Here is an 18,979-nt window from a genome sequence, read left to right on the forward strand (position 1 = left end):
GCACACACACATGAGTGATACTGGTCAAGAAAAATGCTTGTATATTCCATATGCAGGCCCTTCTTTGCTTGAAACCCCCCTTTTAAACAAAGGAAGCGCGTTTAGCGAAAAAGAACGCAAAAACTTTAATCTACTGGGCTTACTGCCACCTCGTTATGAAACGATTGAAGAGCAAGTGAGCAGAGCCTATAAACAATATAAATCATTTAACGACCCCATAAATAAACACATCTATTTACGCGCGATTCAAGATAACAACGAAACGTTGTTTTATCGATTGGTTCAAGCGCATATCGAAGAGATGATGCCCATCATCTACACACCTACAGTAGGCGATGCATGCGAAAGCTTTTCTGATATCTATCGCAGTTCGCGCGGACTCTTTGTTAGCTATGAAGAGCGTCACTTGATTGATGATATCTTGCGCAATGCAACAAAACGCAAGGTTAAGGTAATCGTCGTTACCGACGGCGAGCGTATTTTAGGCTTGGGTGACCAAGGCATCGGTGGCATGGGTATCCCAATTGGTAAGCTGTCGCTTTACACTGCCTGCGGTGGGATCAGTCCCGCTTATACACTGCCGGTGATGCTTGACGTAGGAACCAATAACAAAAAACTACTTAACGATCCTATGTATATGGGAGCGCGTCACGAGCGTATTGAACAAGATCAGTACTATGAATTTGTTGATATGTTTATTAAGGCCGCTAGAAGACGATGGCCTGAAGTGATGATTCAATTTGAAGATTTTGCGCAACCCAATGCGATGCCTTTATTGAAGAAGTATCGCAATGAAGTGTGCTGTTTTAACGATGATATTCAAGGAACAGCTGCTGTTACCTTAGGCACGATATTATCAGCGTGTAGAGTCAGAGACGCACAATTAAAAGACATGAAAGTCGTGTTTGTGGGGGCTGGCTCTGCAGGATGTGGCATTGCTGAAATGCTCGTTCAACAAATGGTATTTGAAGGGCTAGACGAATCAGCGGCGCGCAAGCAAGTGTTTATGATCGACCGCTATGGCCTGTTGACCGAAGGTATGGCTGATTTACGAGATTTCCAACAAGCCTTACAACAACCTAAAGAGGCCTTAAGCGATTGGAATTATAGCGGTGAATACGCGTCCCTATTGGATGTTATTAACTGCGCGAAACCACAAATACTCATTGGTGTATCAGGGCAACCGGGCTTGTTCACTGAGCAAGTGATTAAAACCATGAAGTCTTATGAGTCAAAACCGATTATATTTCCATTGAGCAATCCTTCACGACAAGTCGAAGCCAGACCTGAGCAAGTGATCGAATGGACTGAAGGAGAAGTCGTTATTGCAACAGGTAGCCCTTTCAATCCAGTGGAATACAAGGGTAAGACCTTCCCGATTGCACAGTGTAACAACAGTTATATCTTCCCGGGGATTGGCCTTGGTGTGATTGCAGCTAAAGCAAGCAGTATCAGCGATGAAATGCTAATGGCAGCAAGTAACGCATTAGCGGATGCATCGCCAATGGTAAATGATCCGAATGGTGAGTTATTACCACCACTAACGCAAATTGGTGAATTGAGCCGTAAAATTGCTTTTGCGGTAGCTAAAACAGCAATCGAACAAGAGTTAGCCTTAGGTATGCCTGATGCCTTATTAGAGCAAAAAATTGAGAGTAACTTCTGGCGAGCTGAGTATCGACCTTATAAGCGAGTTTCGCTTTAAGAACACACCCAGCTTACTTTGTATTTGTGCTGAAGTAAGCTGGGTAAATAATAAGACAAACTACAAAGATTCACCTACAGCACGTTTATCTTTGAACGCCCACAATGCGCAATATACCAAACCAATGACTGGCATAAATAGATTGATAACAAAACCGAGTAACACAACTAAAAATAAGTTGTCAGTTTTACCTTTGGCAAGAAAGTAAGTAAATACTAACCCTAAAATGCCAAAACCTAGAAACATGTAAAATAGTAACATCGCCACCTCTACCTTCCTTAGTAAGAAGTGTTTGATATTAACTCAAACCAATCAACTAGGATACAAAGGCAACATAAACACCTTTGAATTACGCGTAAAATTGTACATCTCTTGTTTTGAGCTTGGCAATACGTCGATGCTTTGTGGTTCGAAACCCTGTTCCAAAAACCAGTGTGCGGTGACCGTGGTCAGTACGAATAGGCGGTCCAACTTGTAAAGCGTGGCTTTGCGTTTTAGCGCTTCTAACAGGCGTTCGCCTCTATTCTTACCGCGATAATCTTGATGCGTGGCGACACAGGCTATTTCGCCGCTATGATCGTCTTCATACACGTATAAAGCGGCACAACCGATGATCATGCCGTCTCGTTCGATAACCGTGAATTGAGTGATTTCTCTTTCTAAACGCTCGCGTGAACGCTTGACCAACACACCTTTTTCTTCCAAAGGCTTGATGAGTTTTAAAATCCCACCTACATCGTCGATGGTGGCTGTACGCAGTTTTTCGTAGTGGTCTTGCATAACCAACGAACCGGCTCCATCGCGGGTAAATAACTCTTTTAAAATAGAACCATCGACCTTGTAGCTGACGCAGTGAGCGCGTTCAACGCCTGCTTCTACACTGGCGATCATCGCAGACAAACAGGTTGATTCGGCTACCAATCTGCCTTCTTCTTGTAACTGCTTAATAGTGTTTAATTCACTAGTGCGTAGCAATTTACCGGTGTCTTGGTAAATACCGTCTTGTTCGGATAAAGTAATGATTTTATCAGCTTTGAGTGCAATAGCGGCTTGTGTCGCAACATCTTCATGAGAGAGGTTGAAGACCTCGCCAGTGGGCGAGTATCCCATTGGCGATAGCAAGACTATCGAGCCGTCATTGAGGTGATCGTTGATACCTTCTGAATCAATTCGCCTAACTGAGCCCGTGTTTTCAAAATCAAGTCCGTCTTTGACGCCTATCGGCTTTGCGACCACCATGTTGCCCGAGCACACTCTTATCTGTGCACCGTGCATAGGCGAATTAGGTAAACCCATTGTCAGCAATGCTTCGATCTGGCTGCGCAATGAGCCAGCGGCATCTTTTACGCACTCAAGTGTTTGCTTATCGGTAACGCGCACACCTTCATGAAAAACAGATACTTGCTGTCTAAGGCCCAATCTTTCATCAATTTGTGGACGAGCCCCGTGCACTAGAACCAAACGCACACCAAGGCTATTTAACAGTGCAACATCTTGGATAATACGCGCAAAGTGTTCATCTGCAACGGCTTCGCCACCAAACATAATCACAAAGGTTTTACCACGATGTGCATTGATGTAGGGTGCAGAGCTTCTAAAAAGCTTGATGCTGTCTTCGTGTGATAATCCCATTATGGTTTAACGCTCATTAATTCAGGTTTCGGCATTTTTCGGATCGTAGTTTAGGCCAATAGGGTATCTAGGCGTTCAAGCTCAAGATACAGTGCTTTTGTGACCATTTCTTTACTCGTGCCGCCAAGAATGTTGCGTTTATTTAGCACTGCTTCAAGCGCAAGCTTTGGATAAACATCCGAGTCTATTTCTGGATGAATCGCCTGTAAGTCTTCAATAGGAAGTTCTTCTAAAGCACACTTTTTAGCAATCGCAGCCACTACGGCTTGACCCGATATATCATGAGCGGTTCTAAACGGAATGCCTTTATCAACCAAGTAGTCTGCTAGCTCAGTGGCATTAGCATAGCCTTGTTGAGCGGCTGTTCTGCAACGCTCTTCATTCAGGCTCATACTATCGAGTACTTCAACGCTAATGCATAGGCAAATATGCCATTGATTAACGGTGTCAATGGCACCTTCTTTGTCTTCTTGCATGTCCTTGTTGTACGCTAAGGGCAGTCCCTTCATCGTGACTAGCAAACCTTGTAAATTACCAAACACACGTCCACATTTGCCACGCATCAGTTCTAGCGCATCAGGATTCTTCTTTTGTGGCATCAGCGACGACCCAGAGGTTACGCTATCACCTAATGACAAGAATCCAGCTTCACCAGAATTATAGAAAATTAAGTCTTCTGCCATTCTGGAAATATGCATCATGCTAGTACTGGCAACAAACAGTAGCTCGAGCACAAAGTCGCGATCTGAAACTGCATCAAGGCTATTTAAACAAGGTCCATCAAAGCCGAGTTCTTCAGCAATTTCATAGCGGTCGACTGGGAAAGTCGTACCCGCTAATGCACCACACCCCAGCGGGCATTGATTAAGACGTACAAGTAAATCTTCTAATCTGGATAAATCGCGTTTTAGCATTTCAACATAGGCTAAACACCAATGCGCAAAATACACGGGTTGTGCGCGTTGTAGATGAGTGTAGCCAGGGATAACCGCATTTTCATGGCGAGAAGCGCAAGATAATAGTGCTTTAATGACTTGTAATACATCTTGTTTAATAGATAGTAAGTGCTCACGGCACCACAGTCTAAAATCAGTCGCAACTTGGTCATTTCTGCTTCGACCAGTATGCAGTTTACGCGCAGTGTCACCGAGTGTTTCGGTAAGCGCTGCTTCTACAAAACTATGAATGTCTTCTTCTGTAGAGACTGCAAAGTCAATTTCGCCTTTGCTAACTTGCGCTTTTAAATCGCTAAGCGCTTGTTCGAGTGATTGTTGTTCTTCAACAGATAGCACGCCCGCTTTTTGCAAAGCACGAGACCAAATGATTGAACCAAAAATGTCTTGTTCAGCCATCACATAATCAAATGGAAGTGAGTCATTCACTTGTTTGAACATGTCACTGCTGCCGCCCGCAAAACGGCCACCCCATAATGCCATGCCTATTTTCCTTCTTGTGCTTTAAGGGCTTTGATTCTGCTAGATAAGCTAAACAAACGAATGAAGCCTTCTGCGTGTTGTTGGTTATATACGTCGTCTGCCCCAAAGGTCGCGAAATCTTCTGAATAAAGACTATTAACCGATTTGCGTTTAGTCACGGTTGCTTGACCTTTATATAGCTTAACGACAATTTCGCCAGTCACTAATTTGGCGAAGCTAGCTGCACCTGCAAGTAATGCGTCATTAAGTGCAGTAAACCACCTACCATCGTACATCACATGCGCAAACTCTAGGCCGAGCTGCTCTCTGAATTTGAGTGCTGATTTGTCGAGTACTAAGGTCTCTAATGCTTTGTATGCTTTTAGTAAAACGGTGCCCCCTGGTGTTTCATAACAACCACGTGACTTCATGCCTACTAGGCGATTTTCAACGATGTCGATACGACCGACGCCATGAGGGGCAGCTAAATTATTTAGCTCAACTAGGGCGTTATAAGGGGAAAGCTCAACTTGGTTAACGTGAGTTAAACGACCTTGGTCAAATGTCAGTGAAACTTCTTCAGCCTTATCGGGTGCATCTTCAGGATCGACTGTCATTGTCCAGACTTGTTTGGTAGGTTCACACCAAGGATCTTCTAGTTCGCCGCCTTCGTGCGAAATATGCCATGCATTGGCGTCACGTGAGTAAATCTTGGTGGCAGAGGCAGTCGTTTCGATATTACGTTCTGCTAGATAATCGAGTAAGTCTTCGCGAGAAACCATATTCCACTCACGCCATGGTGCGATAACCTGTAGGTCCGGTGCAAGGGCTGCAAACGCGCCTTCAAAGCGAACTTGGTCGTTGCCTTTACCGGTACAACCGTGACACAGTGCATCAGCGCCTACTTTTCTAGCAATCTCAACTTGTGCTTTTGCAATGACAGGTCTTGCCATTGAAGTGCCTAGTAAGTACTCACCTTCGTAAACAGCACCCGTAGTGATGGTCGGAAAGATAAAGTCTTCAACAAACTCTTCTTTTAAATCAACAATGTAACATTCACTTGCACCAGAGGCGATGGCCTTTTCATGCAATCCTTCAAGCTCTTCATCACCTTGACCCACATCGGCGGCAAATGCGACCACTTCACAATGATAATTCTCCTTTAACCAAGGGATGATGGCCGACGTATCAAGGCCTCCCGAATATGCTAAGACTACTTTTTTAACCGTTGGAGTTTGTGTGCTCATGATTTTCCTAAACGTTTGTTATTTCTTTTTTTATAAAGACCGATATATGTTGCTTTTGTTTCGCAAGTGTTTTGAATCAGTCTGTATAAAGTGTTAATTAATAAGGCCAATTAGATTTCGACTTTGCCAATTAGCGCAGCCATGATTGCATTTTGAGCATGCATTCTATTTTCAGATTGCAGCATAAGTAAAGAGGCGTCGCTATCCATTAATGAACCTGTTATTTCTAAATCTCGATGGGCGGGTTGGCAATGCATAACGTGTTTAGCGTTTGCTTGCTCCATAAGAGCCTCATTGACTTGATAGGGCGCAAAAGTCTGTTTAATTTCGGCGAGTGGTGTGTCATCACCCATGGAAATCCATGTATCAGTATAAATAATATCTGCTTGCGTTAATTCTTCAATGTTGTTGGTGATAGTTAAGTTAGCACCGTGTTTAGTAGCCAGCGCATTGGCTAAATGAGCAATGCTATTGTCTATTTCAAAGCCTTTTGGCGTAACCACTACTTGGTGGCAACCTAGAATCAGCCCGACTATTAATAGTGAATGAGTAACATTGTTACCGTCACCAACATAGGCCATTGTTTTGCCCTTTACGCTGCCATAGGTTTCTAGCATACCTAAGTAATCTGCAAGTGCTTGGCAGGGGTGGTACATTTCACAAAGCGCATTGATCACGGGGATATCAGCGCCTTTATCAAGCTCGACTAGTGTTTGGTGTTCAAATACACGGGCGACTACGCCATCTGCCCAACAACTTAGGTTTGCACCTACATCTACTGGATCTTCGCGCTTTTTAAGCGGTTCGCCACGGCTGTCTACATAAACAAAGTGACCACCTAATTTATTGACACCAATATCGAAACTTACACGGGTTCGCAATGAGGGTTTTTCGAATAAACCGACAATTGACTTACCAGCCAACACTTGATTGTACTTTTGTGGTTGCTGCTTTATTTCAAGCGCCAGACTCAATAAATTAGAAAGTCTTTCATGGCTCCAGTCTTTGAAGCTTAATAAACTTGCTTGCATGGCTTTCCCTTAGAGTGTGTGTTCTATACCAGATGAGGCAGTAGGTAAATGGTTAAATTGAGGCAAGATTTTAGTGCCAATTTCTTGTTGCTTGCTGATGGCAATTTTTGACATAGATGCCCAACTAGCCACAATAACAGGGCGTTCTAGTTCATCAGCAGCTAATTGCGCTGCGTCTACTTTGACTATCATGCCATCGGTGATCACACCGTCTTTTTTCATTTGTTCGCTTTGTTGATGACACAGGCTTTCTACAAGTTGTTTATTTTCGTCTAACACGCCAGGCACGTCAGAGAGTAAAAATAGGTCAGCATCTAACACTTGTGCTACGCATGTTGCTGCTTGATCAGCATTCACATTATACAACTCGCCATTCAAATCAGAGCCGATTGAACTGATCACTGGCATGTAGTGTGCGTTAAGTAACGTTTGCAATAAGAAACTATTTTGCGGGTGGGGTTTGCCCACTGAACCGAGATCTTCCGAAATTTGGCTGCAAGTACAAAAATCACCATCAGCAAGCGAGAATCCAATCGCTTGAATATCTTCTTTTTGTGCGCTGGTGACAAGTTGCTTGTTGAGTATGCCAGATAACACGCCGCAGACAATTGGCATGTGCTCTTTAGGGGTCACTCTTAAACCATTGTGCTTAATACTTTCAAAGCCAAGCTTGTTTAATTGAGTTTGTACTTGAGTGCCGCCACCGTGAACAACAACAATTTGTTTTTCTTGCGCCAAAAGCATGCACAATGCTGAAAAAAAGTCTTTTTGTGCTGACTCATCTTCAAAAAAGCTTCCACCGACTTTAAGTACCATTGGACGGCTCTGTATGTCATTTTGCATCACAATAATCCTTGAGTTGATTTCATCCCGAAAGCCAAGTTAGCACACTGAAGCGCTTGCGAGGCCGCGCCTTTGAGTAAATTGTCGATTGCACTTGAAACAACCAAATAGCCTGAATCTGCATCAAATTTATAGGCAATATCACAAAAAGGTGAGTAGGCCACGTCATCAACTTTGGGCATGGTGTTTCTGAGTCTTATCAGTGGTTTGTCAGCGTACGCACCTTCAAAGGCTTGGCTAATTGTTTGTTCACTCGCTTTTTCATTAAGCTTCATTGTGATAGTGCTTAGAATCCCGCGTTTGAACTGACCTAAGTGTGGCGTAAAAATAACGGGAGTCTGAGCGTATTCTGCAATCTCTGGTGTATGACGATGCCCTAGCACACCATAAGCTTGCAAGCTGACTTCAGAAAAGTGAGTCGTTTGAGACAGTTTTTTGCCTGCGCCAGTCACGCCCGAAGTTGCGTTGATAATTGGACGGTGAGCAGTATCGAGTAATCCGTTAGCGACGATAGGTTTTATCGCCATTAAAGAAGCGGTAGGGTAGCAGCCTGGTACCGCAACGAAACTAGCATGGCTAATTTCGTCTTGATGCCATTCTGCTAACCCATATACCGCATGTTCGAGCACATTTGTTTGTGTGTGTTCAAACCCGTAGTAGTGCTCGAAAGTACTCGGGTTTGAGAGTCTGAATGCGCCAGATAGGTCAAATACTTTGGCTTTCTTAAATGCCAATTTATTTGCCCAATCGTGGCTTGCTTCGTGTGGTGTCGCTAAGAAAATAGCATCGTATTCATCAGCAAGTTCACTAATAAGGTCTTCGTTTATTGCTTGTGTGACGATCTTACTGACGCCAAGTAACTGCTTATGCACATCGCTTATTGCTTTGTTGGCATCTTGGCTATTGGGCGACACAAAGCATGCCTGCAAATCAAAGTGAGCATGCTGTTCTAATAATCTGACGAGTTCAGCGCCGGTATAACCGCTTGCGCCTAAAATACAACTTTTAATGTTCATTCCTAAAACGTGTTCCCTAATAAAAAAAGCCTTTGAGCGGTGTTAAACCGCTTCAAAGGCATAACTACTATACAAATATTTCAATTCAACACGGGTTAAAACTTCAAAAATACCGGCTTAGTAATGTCACGGGAGATTGTGAGCTTGCATAATAATACCAAATGAATAGCTATTCAATAAAAATGTATAAATATTCTTTTGTGTGATTTATAAAATATTAGTATGATTTATGCTCATTGCACTTATTTTACAAAACTGGAATTATTATTGATGAAAACTATTGCCCTTGTTGCGCATGACCATAAAAAGCCAGACTTAATTGAATGGGCGAGTAAGCACCGAGATCTACTTAAAGATCATAATCTCGTTGCGACAGGGACGACGGGCGGATTGCTTAGCGAAAAAGTCGGTTTAGATATTCATCGATACAAAAGCGGGCCGTTAGGAGGGGATCAGCAAATTGGTGCGCTAATTGCGGAGCAAAAATTGGATCTACTTGTATTTTTTTGGGACCCCATGAACCCAGCTCCCCATGATCCTGATGTGAAGGCCTTACTGCGACTTTGTTCAGTGTGGAATGTACCTGTTGCATGCAACTTATCGACCGCTTCATTGTTAGTTACCTCACCATTATTTGAAAAAGAACATCAATCTAGGGTCCTCCCTGAGTACTAGACTTATTATCACTGTTTTGGAATAAAACTGGCATTTAGCTATTAGTTTACTAAAGTTGTATTTACTCTTGGCCGATATCTGGCCAATAGATAAAGTAGTTTTATCCCTTAATATGAGGCTGGTAATTGATGCAATCAGTAAAAGAATATTCATGGACGCTCGAGGCTCACGCTGTTTTTAAATGGATATTGTTGGTTCAGTTTGTAATTGCCCTGGGTATTGGACTAGCAACCAATAGCGTGATGACCGCGCTATTTATCGGAATACCAATTGTGGTTATTCCTATCTATTTAGGCATGAACATGCCACATCACCCAGTTAGTCGACATACCGTTGGAATTGCAACGCAATTGATGGCTGCGCTGCATATCCAACAAACCTATGGCATGACCGAGCTTCATTTTGAAGTTTTTGTAATGCTTGCATTCCTTTTCTTTTTTCGCGATTGGCGAGTTGTGGTATCTAGTACCCTTGTGGTTGCGCTACACCATATCGGTTTTTTTGGCTTACAATATTTCAATGTGGAGGGATTCTACGCATTCGAAGAAGGCCGTGTAATATTTTATGTTTTGGTGATTCATGCTCTATTTGCAATTGCTGAAGCCTTGGTTTTAGGCTATATGGCGCATAAATCGCACCATGAAGCAATCGGTGCAGATTTGCTTAGAGCGTCTGTGGTTAAAATTATGCGTGAAGACGGCCTGATCGATTTGAATGAATCAAATCTACAAGACGCTGAGACTTTAGCTGATTTCAATAAACTAATACGTTCGATGCAATCTCTCATTAGAGAGGTTAATGAAGCAGGAGATAGCTTACTTGGCGTGGTTGACAAAGTTGCTCGCTCATCGGATTCACTTGATAACTCAGTTGATACGCAGAATAAGCAAGTCAGTCAGATAAGCGATTCGATGCAAAACATCACGCAAAGTATCCAGCATGTGGCTGAGTTATCTAAAAATGCGAATGATGTTGCTGGTGATGCCAAAGCTAGCACTGATTCAACCAGAGAAACACTGGCTCAGTCTGGTGCGAGCGTTGGACAGTTAAAAGGAACGCTACAAACAACATCTACTGCTATTGCAGACTTGAGTGCTAAGTGCACAAACATTGCTGATGTGATGCAATCGATCAAAGCGGTTGCTGAGCAAACAAATTTATTAGCCCTTAATGCTGCAATTGAGTCTGCACGAGCAGGTGAGCACGGAAGAGGGTTTGCTGTTGTCGCTGATGAGGTCAGAAACCTTGCTATCAAATCCAAAGAGAGCGCAGAAGAAATTGAACAAATTACTTCACAGTTAACAGAAAGCGCGAATAATTCTGTCGAAAACATGAATAGTTGTGTTGAAATGGTAGAAAACGCGGTCACGAGTTCGGCACAAGCGTCTGAAAACATGGTTAGCGTATTGTCAAATATTGATATCGTTAACCAAAATGTAACTAACGTGGCAAGCTCAGCTAGTGAACAAGCGAGTACATCGGAACAAATCAGTGATTCAGCGCAAAGTTTGTATGCAATGTTTGCAGAAGAAAAGCAGCAAGTCGATAGCTTAAAGTCTGAAGTAAACGAGCTCAATGGTTTGGCTGAACAGCTTCGCAAACAATTAGCTAGGTTTGCGGTTTAACCAATAATATGCGGCCTAGAGTAATCGGTGGGCTAGTGGCTATATGGTTTATAGCCTCGTCTACCGCGATTATTTTTTTCGGTAATAAAGGATTACAAGAGTTTGATCCAAACCTACGCCTGTCAATGACGTTAATGGATCTAGATTTTGAAGAAAAATTAGTCAGTGTATTACCCCATTCATCGACCGCTAAAATTTACCACATTATTGACTCGTCTTGCCCTTGTGCTTTCGTGAATAATATTCACCGTTCTTCTCTGAATAAGTGGGCTGAACAACATCAAGTTGATCAAACTCAACTCAGTTTATCAGACTATCCGCAACTATCTGCGTTTGTTCCTTCAACCCCTGCGGTAGCTGTGATAGACAACGAAAGCCAGCTAGTCTATTTTGGACCCTACTCCGAAGGTGCAGGCTGTTTGCAAAGTGAAGGCTTAGTCGATACTGTCATTAAGCCGGTATTTGAAGAAGGTGCGCCATCCCAAGCGACAATTATGAGTGAAGCTTACGGTTGTTACTGCGAAACCCCCGTTTCTATTGCTGGCAGATAAACTCACTTTGAGATTAATTGCATAGTAGTACTCTTCAGTTTATGCTTTTCATACAAATGGTCGCCCAAAGCTTTCAAGGAAAGTGATGCAAGATGCAAATACACACGCCTGTGTGCAGTGCGATTTACTCATTAAAATGCCCCAAAATATCGAGCATCGTTTTAAAGCTGTCTGTCCCAGATGCGCTCATGTGATTACCGTTGGCCATTTGAGGGCTCGCCAAGTTATCGCTGCTTTATCTTTAACAGCCATTATGGTGCTTGTCATTGCCTGTGCTTTTCCGTTTATTTCATTTTTCGCAAATGGGCAGGTCCGCACGATTGGACTGTTGCAAGCAATAGGCGAGCTTTATTTGCAGGGAGACTATTTTGTCTCATTGCTGGTTGGCATGTTCATCTTAGTATGCCCGCTCTTATATTTACTGTTTTTATTAACTGTAATCGCTGGCACAGTCTTATCATTTTCCCCAGCCACCAAAGCTCGCTTGGTAAAAGTTATTATTTACGTACTTCCATGGTCAATGGCAGAGGTGTTTTTGGCAGGAGTGCTGGTCGCTTTGATAAAGGTAATCGCGTTGGCTGATGTTACGCTAGAGGTCTCGTTTTGGGCTTACGTTGTTTTTGCTCCATTATTTACTTATATAGTGACTCTGGCTGATGCACATCGGTTATGGATGTGGGTAAAGTTAGAGAGTACTTCAAAATGAACGACTCAAAGGGCAGTAATATGTATCCAAAAGGAACAGCAGCAGCCAACGGCCTGGTCAATTGCTTAGTGTGTTATCAGCTCAATATCAAGCAGAACTCTCATTGCCAAGGGTGTGGGGCGCGCATTGAAGTAAGAATACCTAATAGTGTGCAGATTACCTTGAGTTTATTAATTACCTCTATGCTCCTGTATATTCCCGCGAATATATTTCCAATCATGACGACAGTTGTATTGGGAGAAGAAACTCAGAGCACAATAATTGGTGGTGTTATTCTTTTCTTAGACTCTGAATCTTACTTGATTGCATCAGTCATTTTTATCGCTAGCATTATTATACCGCTTGCTAAAATGACAGCGCTTGCTTGGCTTTGCTACAGCGTGATGTTTCGCCATGGTATTCAACAACAAGAACTAACGATACTTTATCGCGTGACCGAGTTTATTGGTAAATGGTCGATGATAGACGTGTTTGTAGTCGCGATTTTAGTCGCGCTTATTCAATTAGGGGATTTAATGTCTATCAAAGTAGGGCTGGCTGCCACAGCTTTTGCACTAGTGGTTATCCTCACCATGATTAGCGCTCAGCGCTTTGATACTCGACTACTTTGGGACAAATTAGGATAGATATGCAAGACAATGAAGCTGAAAGTAGAGATTTAATTTTGGCCCCTAAGAGCCGTGTATCAAAGATCTGGATATTACCTTTGATATCTTTGTTAATTGGTATCGCGATGATTTACAACCACTACCAAAACATGGGCACAAAAATAGATGTACAATTTAATACTGCCGAAGGGTTAGTGGGCGGCAAAACGGTACTTAAAAACAAAAATGTTGATATTGGCTTGGTGAAAAACATTAGTTTTAGTGATGATAAAGAAACCATTATTGTCAGTATCGAGGTGCAAAAGGGAATGGAGTCATTCCTTGCAAAAGACAGCTTGTTTTGGGTCGTTCGACCTCGCGTGGGTGCCAAAGGAATCACTGGAATCGATACTTTGCTTTCCGGTGCATATATTGAGGTATCTGCTGGTGAATCCAATGAGTTTGCACAACATTTTGTGGGTCTTGAAAGTCCTCCAATCACGCCGAGCAATGCCGACGGAATTCACCTTAAATTGGTATCTAAAGGAAACACTGCATTAAACATTGGTATGCCCATTATTTATAGAGGCTTTGAGGTCGGTGCTGTCGAAAGTAAAACCTATGATGATATTGAGCATGAAGCTCAATATGATATTTTCGTCAATGCGCCGTTTCACAACTTGGTAACAGCAAATACATCGTTTTGGAATAGCAGTGGGGTTGCTTTTAAAGCAGATTCAAAGGGCGTTAGTTTGGAGTTTGCTTCGCTTGAGACACTGCTTACCGGAGGTATTGAATTCGATTTGTTGGAAGGGCGTTCGCCTGGCCTAGGAGTGCCTCAGTATCATACCTTTCAGGTTTATGACTCTAAAGAAAGCATTGCCCAAGATAGAGTATATGAATATTTAGAATATGTAGTGTTAGTGGAAGACTCAGTTGAGGGCTTATATAAAGGTGCCCCTGTTGATTATCGCGGTATTCGTATTGGCACCGTTGCCGAACCATTTATGGCATTTGATAAAACTCGTGCGATTGTGGGAAGTATAGATGAAACACGTATTCCTGTTATCTTGAAAATCGAACCTGAGCGATTATCTCAAAATGAAGAAGTGACATTAGACGTTTTCAAAATGATGATGGACAAGTGGATACGAGATGGCGTTAATGCGTCATTAGCCACCGAGAATCTTTTGACAGGATCGCTTAAAGTCTCTTTGAGCCCAAGCAATGAGCGAAAAAATAGCGTTGAACATTTTGGGCCATATCCAATTATTCCATTTAAGCCCGGAGCGATCGGAACGCTTACTAAGAGCATGGAAAGTGTGCTGAATAAAATCAATAATTTAGAGTTAGAGCGCACAGTGGATAATATCAATGACTTGATTGATCGGGGCGAAATTACCCTTAAAAGCGCAGATGCCGCCTTTATTAGTGCGCAAAACGCAATCGACAAAGCTGGCGCCACGGCGACATCGTTAGAGTCAAGCCTAGTAGAATTACGTGAAACACTAGAAGGCTTACAACCGAACTCACAGTTATATCAGTCTGTAAATTCGTCAATTCAGCAGTTAGAAGTGACACTAGCCGAGATCAAGCCACTGATTAATGATATTAGTAATAAACCAAACAAGTTGTTGTTCTCTCCCACGCTTCCTGCCGATCGAGAACCCAACGCATTGCCAAAGACACAAGGTGAGATTGAAAAACAAAGGGATGAAAAAAATGAATAAGCGTTTTCCTGCACATGCCTTATGCTCATTACTAGTGATATTTGTCATCAGCGCATGTTCTTCAACTGATTCAGACCAGCCAGAAACGGTGTACTATTTATTTGATGCCAATCCTAGTCAACTTCCTGTTAAGTCTTCAGCAACCAAAGTTAAACTTTCAAACGTGAGTTTAGCTTTGTATTTAAAAACGTCGAATTTGATCATGCTTGACGAAGCTAGCAATGTGGTGCCTGCAAATTTTCATTTATGGGCTGATGGTCTAGAGAGTGCCATCAAACGAGCCTTACTCAATGACCTAAATTCTGAAAGCGAACATATTCAATTTGTTCAAACATGCCATGATTGTGTGAGTATTATGGTGCATGTCGATCACTTCTACCCAAACAGTCAAGGTAAGGTGTTACTGGCCGGACATTGGCTAATCGAAGATAGTAACATGACCATTCCCTTTTATATTGAAGATGAACTAGAGGAAGACGGTTACGCTCATGCGGTATTAAAAATGCGAGCGCAGGTTAAGCGTTTGTCCAAGCGTATTTTTGAACAACAAATGCTGATACCATGAGAGATGACATTGTAGTAGATGGAAATAATAATGAATAAAAAAACAGGCGTATTGTTGGCGAGCTTTTTGGGTATGATTATGCAATCTGCATCGGTCCTTGCTACTGGTGATTTAGAAGTAAAGCTTCAGTCGTGTGCCATTATCGAATCTGCCACTGATAGACTAGATTGCTATGATAAGTTAACCAAAACTGTCGTCACCAAGAAGGTTGAGGTAAGAGAAATAGAAGTCGCAAAAGACGTTATTCCAAATACTATCCCCCCAGATGAACTTGGCGCAGATCGCAAGGGTGTGGGTTCGAACAAAAATAAAGAGCCTGAATCTGTCCTAGTAAGAGTCGTTAAATGCACGAAAATTGCGGGTAAGAATAAATTTAGACTGCATTTAGAAGGCGGGCAAATTTGGAATCAACTCAGTGACAAGCGCTTAAATTTTAAAGACTGTAATTTCCTAGCCTATATAAACAAAGACTTTTTTGGCTATAAAATGGAACTTAAAGACACTGGAAAACGATTCAGAGTATCACGCGTTAAATAGATCACATCCAAGCGGGCTTATTCCGCTCCACAATTAATAAGCTTTCATCAAGCATACTCATCGCGTCCTTATCTTCAATGTAAGGCACGCGATGGGCCCCTGAAGCTAACACTAGTTTAATGCTGGCTATATTTTTTTGACGCATAAAAAGTGTTTGTGAGTAAGCCACTTGCTGAGTTTTGGCTTTTGGGAAGATAATGTAGTCTTTTCCGAGCAACCCCTTTCGAATACATATAAAATTTTTGTCGAAGTGATATCCCCACCGATACCACCGCAGTACAATCAACCCAATTAATAAGACACTCACAGAAACAATTGCAACCCAGACATGCCAGTTTACGCTGGCTAGGTATGCGATTGTGCATAACATGAGAATTAGCGGAAGCACCGGAAAAGCAATCAGCCTGACTATTAAGCGTTTGCTAACCTTTTTAAATTCGAGCTGGTTGAGTTGTTCAAAGGTAAATACTTCTTCGATAATCTCATCTGCTTGCGAAGGTGTAATTGAAGGTACAATTAATTTACTAGCCGCTGCCAGATCATGATTACTATTGGCGGCATTGATACCCGTTGTATTTTGTTCTAATTGTAGATTGGCTCGTCCAATCAGTAAGTCTAACCAGTCTTGTTGTTGAATCGCCACTTGTATTCGACTCTTCTTCATCGTGACTTCTTGCTTTGATAGCAAGCCACTGCGCTTCACATAGCGGTCATCTTGTCGACTTAAACGGTAATCGTAAAACACTAAAATCGAACCTAAAACGGAAAAAGAGACGATCAGTAACATGACAAACATAACAACCGAAAGTACATGTAGTATGAAAACACCCAAGCTTTGCGTGTTGTAGTTAAGGTAAGCCTCGATGTCCATACCCAAGTACAACAAAATGTCACCTAGGTTTTCAGCAATACTTTGGTAAAAAGGTGCAGCTGCCCCCAGAATCAGCCAGACTCGATTATTGGTGATACCATGAATCACTAAATCCATAACACTTCGCGTATTGATGACCGTTTCACGGTTTTCGGGTACCGTATTTAAAGGCTGATTAGTCTGCTGTGTTCGTTTATCGAGAATTTGTTGCTTGAATACTTGCGCTTTTTCAAGCTTCATTGCGACTACCTTTGCTTCTTGCCCCGCAGAACCGGCTGACTCTAACTCAATACTGGCGTAGCCAAAGGGACGATAATAAAAGGGTTCTTCAATTTTAACGTTTTGAATTTTATTGAACGGCAAGTCTAAAAAACGCTTTTTAAAAATTCCTTGCTTTATCTCAACGCGCTCACCACTGACGCGAAAGGTATAAAACCAATAGTGTAGAAGTGCTCCGGTGGCAAAAATCAATATCAAGCATAAAGATCCAACGAAAATATAGTGGGTGTGGGCTTGGATTTTCTCAAAATTTAGTGCGAAAGCGGGAATCAAATATAACAAGAAGCGTGTCACAAATAGCGTGATCGCTTTCACTAAGAAGTATACGATCCCTATTGGCGCTACTCGCGACCATTCGCTGATAGAAGATAATTGATGAGTATTAGGCACTTAGTAATTACTCGTCAATCGTAAGATCTTCGTGACCAAGAATGAAGCTTCGCAGCCGAATCGCCGTCTTGTGCTCTAATCCTGGTATATTGAAAGTCTGCATTGAACCACCTGCGCTGAAGACCTGTAGTGTGGCGAGTCCCGCCTTTCTTTCAAATGGCCCGCGCTTTATTTCGATATGTTGAACACGCAACAAGGGTTGACAAACATGCTTGCGAAAGAAAAGCCCTGAGCGGTAATGGATGTCTTGCTCACGCAAAGCATAGCCTTTGATTTGATCTGCAAACCAGTGATAACTAAGTTCGATGACAGCGATTGATAACAATACTGCTATTACCCAAAAGAAGTACTGATGGAAGCCCTCAGGCATGTCAAAGAAATGCTGAAACTTTAGAAAAACCGGAACAGACAAAATAATAGTGTGAGTCACAAATGTCAGCCATAAGTTGAGTTTTCTATAAGAAATTGACAGAGGGGTGAATACAATATCAGTGATGCTAAGATGATTTATTTCAATACTTTGATTTGAAAAGGTCATGAATGTTGTAGAAATAGCTTATATTGCAAGGAGTCATGCCGTAGTTGTAGCACTTATCTGTTTTTTCTACAACGCTACAAAACAGACGACCTGATACAAAGCAAGCTTGCATCAGGTTTTTTTAGAAAAAGATTACTTGTTACTCAGACTTTTTACCGCGCTTGGATTTTTTCATTAGCTTTTTTAAGCGTTTAAGCTGCTTTTTAGTCAGTATGTTCTTAAGATCAAATTTGAACTTAGCACTGCTTACTTTAGCGGCAATCATGGTCTCTAGGTTGTCATCAAAAAGTTGACTCCATGCACTTTGATCAAAGCTTTCAGCTGTAATTAATGCTCTTTGAGCGGCTTTAGCGGCTGCTTTGTCAGCTTGATAAGTTGCCACTTCGGCTTCATGCGAGCTAATCAGTGCAGTTATCGCAGTTGTTTGTTCATCACTCAAGTTGAGCTTTTGCATTTTTTTATTCAGTTTTTCTAAGCGCGAAGGGCGCTCAGGACGATTCGCTATCAACTCATCAAGTTCGGCTTTTTGCTCGTCAGTTAATACCTGATAAACCGAGTGTTTTGCGTTAGCTTCTATCAGTCTCAATTGCTTAGAGGCAATTGTTTGAGTCGTAACTGCCGCGTTTACCGCATTTTCGTCCCATATTTCCGCTTTCATAAGTGCTTTAAACGCTTCTTTTACTGCTTTTCTTTCCTCGCGATATATTTTTTTCTCTTCACGACTATTCTGTCTGATCGTTTTTATTTGTTCTTTTTGAGCGTCACTTAAGCTAAGTTGGCTAAAGATTTCCTGAGATTTTTTATGACCCGATTTCTGAGCTAATGTTATCGGTGCAAAAGTAATCAATGAAACAATGGTTAATGTAGCTAATAATTTTTGCATGTGAATTTACTCTTCGTTGTTTTGACAATTATAGATTAGCAAGTGCAATGCAAAGCAACGCAAATACAGTGTAAAGCTTTTGTAAAGTTAGTATTTTTCAATTTAGTGACTGTGCAGAAACATGTCAAAATATAGATATTAATTGGTAGAGAG

General features: G+C 42.0%; 19 protein-coding genes. 9 read left to right on the forward strand and 10 right to left on the reverse strand.

Going from position 1 to position 18,979, the window contains the following annotated elements:
* The first annotated feature begins 10 nt into the window (after positions 1-10).
* Positions 11-1,705: an NAD-dependent malic enzyme gene (locus KUL10_RS05240; RefSeq protein ID WP_110427846.1), complete on the forward strand. Its 1,695-nt coding sequence runs from the start codon at positions 11-13 to the stop codon at positions 1,703-1,705.
* Between the two features lie 60 nt (positions 1,706-1,765).
* On the opposite strand, the gene KUL10_RS05245 is transcribed toward KUL10_RS05240, so the two are convergent.
* The 7 genes from KUL10_RS05245 to argC all read right to left on the reverse strand — a co-directional run bounded on the left by KUL10_RS05245 (position 1,766) and on the right by argC (position 8,889).
* Positions 1,766-1,966, reverse strand: coding sequence for a hypothetical protein (locus tag KUL10_RS05245; RefSeq protein ID WP_146216757.1), 201 nt, complete (start codon positions 1,964-1,966; stop codon positions 1,766-1,768).
* Positions 1,967-2,017: 51 nt separating this feature from the next.
* Complete coding sequence (argA, locus tag KUL10_RS05250) at positions 2,018-3,337, reverse strand: amino-acid N-acetyltransferase (RefSeq protein WP_110427848.1); 1,320 nt, start codon at positions 3,335-3,337, stop codon at positions 2,018-2,020.
* 50 nt (positions 3,338-3,387) lie between these two features.
* On the reverse strand, positions 3,388-4,773 hold the full coding sequence (gene argH / locus KUL10_RS05255) for an argininosuccinate lyase (RefSeq protein WP_110427849.1): 1,386 nt from the start codon (positions 4,771-4,773) through the stop codon (positions 3,388-3,390).
* 2 nt (positions 4,774-4,775) lie between these two features.
* Positions 4,776-5,999: an argininosuccinate synthase gene (locus KUL10_RS05260; RefSeq protein ID WP_110427850.1), complete on the reverse strand. Its 1,224-nt coding sequence runs from the start codon at positions 5,997-5,999 to the stop codon at positions 4,776-4,778.
* 110 nt (positions 6,000-6,109) lie between these two features.
* On the reverse strand, positions 6,110-7,030 hold the full coding sequence (locus tag KUL10_RS05265) for an ornithine carbamoyltransferase (RefSeq protein WP_110427851.1): 921 nt from the start codon (positions 7,028-7,030) through the stop codon (positions 6,110-6,112).
* A 9-nt stretch (positions 7,031-7,039) separates the two neighbouring features.
* Entirely contained in the window at positions 7,040-7,873 is an 834-nt protein-coding gene (gene argB / locus KUL10_RS05270; protein ID WP_110427852.1) for an acetylglutamate kinase, read from the reverse strand.
* A complete protein-coding gene (argC, locus tag KUL10_RS05275; RefSeq protein WP_110427853.1) occupies positions 7,873-8,889 on the reverse strand; it encodes an N-acetyl-gamma-glutamyl-phosphate reductase in 1,017 nt (338 codons plus the stop codon). Before argC ends, argB begins: the two co-directional genes overlap by 1 nt.
* A gap of 267 nt (positions 8,890-9,156) precedes the next feature.
* Here argC and KUL10_RS05280 point away from each other — a divergent pair, with 267 nt between their 5' ends.
* From KUL10_RS05280 to KUL10_RS05315, 8 genes are all read left to right on the forward strand, one after another.
* Positions 9,157-9,564 carry a methylglyoxal synthase gene (locus tag KUL10_RS05280; protein WP_110427854.1) on the forward strand — a complete coding sequence of 136 codons (408 nt, stop codon included), beginning with the start codon at positions 9,157-9,159 and terminating at the stop codon, positions 9,562-9,564.
* Positions 9,565-9,692: 128 nt separating this feature from the next.
* Positions 9,693-11,189, forward strand: a complete 1,497-nt coding sequence (locus KUL10_RS05285) for a methyl-accepting chemotaxis protein (RefSeq protein WP_110427855.1) — start codon at positions 9,693-9,695, stop codon at positions 11,187-11,189.
* Between the two features lie 35 nt (positions 11,190-11,224).
* The gene (locus KUL10_RS05290; RefSeq protein ID WP_146216758.1) at positions 11,225-11,740 is read left to right on the forward strand and encodes a DUF6436 domain-containing protein; all 516 of its coding nucleotides are present in this window, start codon (positions 11,225-11,227) and stop codon (positions 11,738-11,740) included.
* An 85-nt stretch (positions 11,741-11,825) separates the two neighbouring features.
* Positions 11,826-12,446, forward strand: coding sequence for a paraquat-inducible protein A (locus KUL10_RS05295; RefSeq protein ID WP_110427857.1), 621 nt, complete (start codon positions 11,826-11,828; stop codon positions 12,444-12,446).
* Entirely contained in the window at positions 12,443-13,072 is a 630-nt protein-coding gene (locus KUL10_RS05300; protein ID WP_233499714.1) for a paraquat-inducible protein A, read from the forward strand. Before KUL10_RS05295 ends, KUL10_RS05300 begins: the two co-directional genes overlap by 4 nt.
* Before the next feature lie 2 nt (positions 13,073-13,074).
* Positions 13,075-14,763, forward strand: coding sequence for an intermembrane transport protein PqiB (gene pqiB, locus KUL10_RS05305; protein ID WP_110427858.1), 1,689 nt, complete (start codon positions 13,075-13,077; stop codon positions 14,761-14,763).
* The gene (locus KUL10_RS05310; protein WP_158525322.1) at positions 14,756-15,328 is read left to right on the forward strand and encodes a membrane integrity-associated transporter subunit PqiC; all 573 of its coding nucleotides are present in this window, start codon (positions 14,756-14,758) and stop codon (positions 15,326-15,328) included. The genes pqiB and KUL10_RS05310 overlap by 8 nt, the downstream gene beginning before the upstream one ends.
* Positions 15,329-15,358: 30 nt before the next feature.
* Positions 15,359-15,865 (forward strand): hypothetical protein, encoded by a 507-nt coding sequence (locus tag KUL10_RS05315; RefSeq protein WP_110427860.1) that lies wholly within the window; start codon positions 15,359-15,361, stop codon positions 15,863-15,865.
* A 1-nt stretch (position 15,866) separates the two neighbouring features.
* On the opposite strand, the gene KUL10_RS05320 is transcribed toward KUL10_RS05315, so the two are convergent.
* The 3 genes from KUL10_RS05320 to KUL10_RS05330 form a co-directional block, all read right to left on the reverse strand.
* On the reverse strand, positions 15,867-17,405 hold the full coding sequence (locus KUL10_RS05320; protein ID WP_110427861.1) for a PH domain-containing protein: 1,539 nt from the start codon (positions 17,403-17,405) through the stop codon (positions 15,867-15,869).
* 7 nt (positions 17,406-17,412) lie between these two features.
* A complete protein-coding gene (locus tag KUL10_RS05325) occupies positions 17,413-17,943 on the reverse strand; it encodes a PH domain-containing protein (RefSeq protein ID WP_110427862.1) in 531 nt (176 codons plus the stop codon).
* 139 nt (positions 17,944-18,082) lie between these two features.
* The gene (locus tag KUL10_RS05330) at positions 18,083-18,826 is read right to left on the reverse strand and encodes a Spy/CpxP family protein refolding chaperone (RefSeq protein WP_110427863.1); all 744 of its coding nucleotides are present in this window, start codon (positions 18,824-18,826) and stop codon (positions 18,083-18,085) included.
* Positions 18,827-18,979 lie beyond the last annotated feature (153 nt).

Source organism: Glaciecola sp. KUL10, from assembly GCF_003203515.1.
Classification (GTDB): domain Bacteria; phylum Pseudomonadota; class Gammaproteobacteria; order Enterobacterales; family Alteromonadaceae; genus Glaciecola.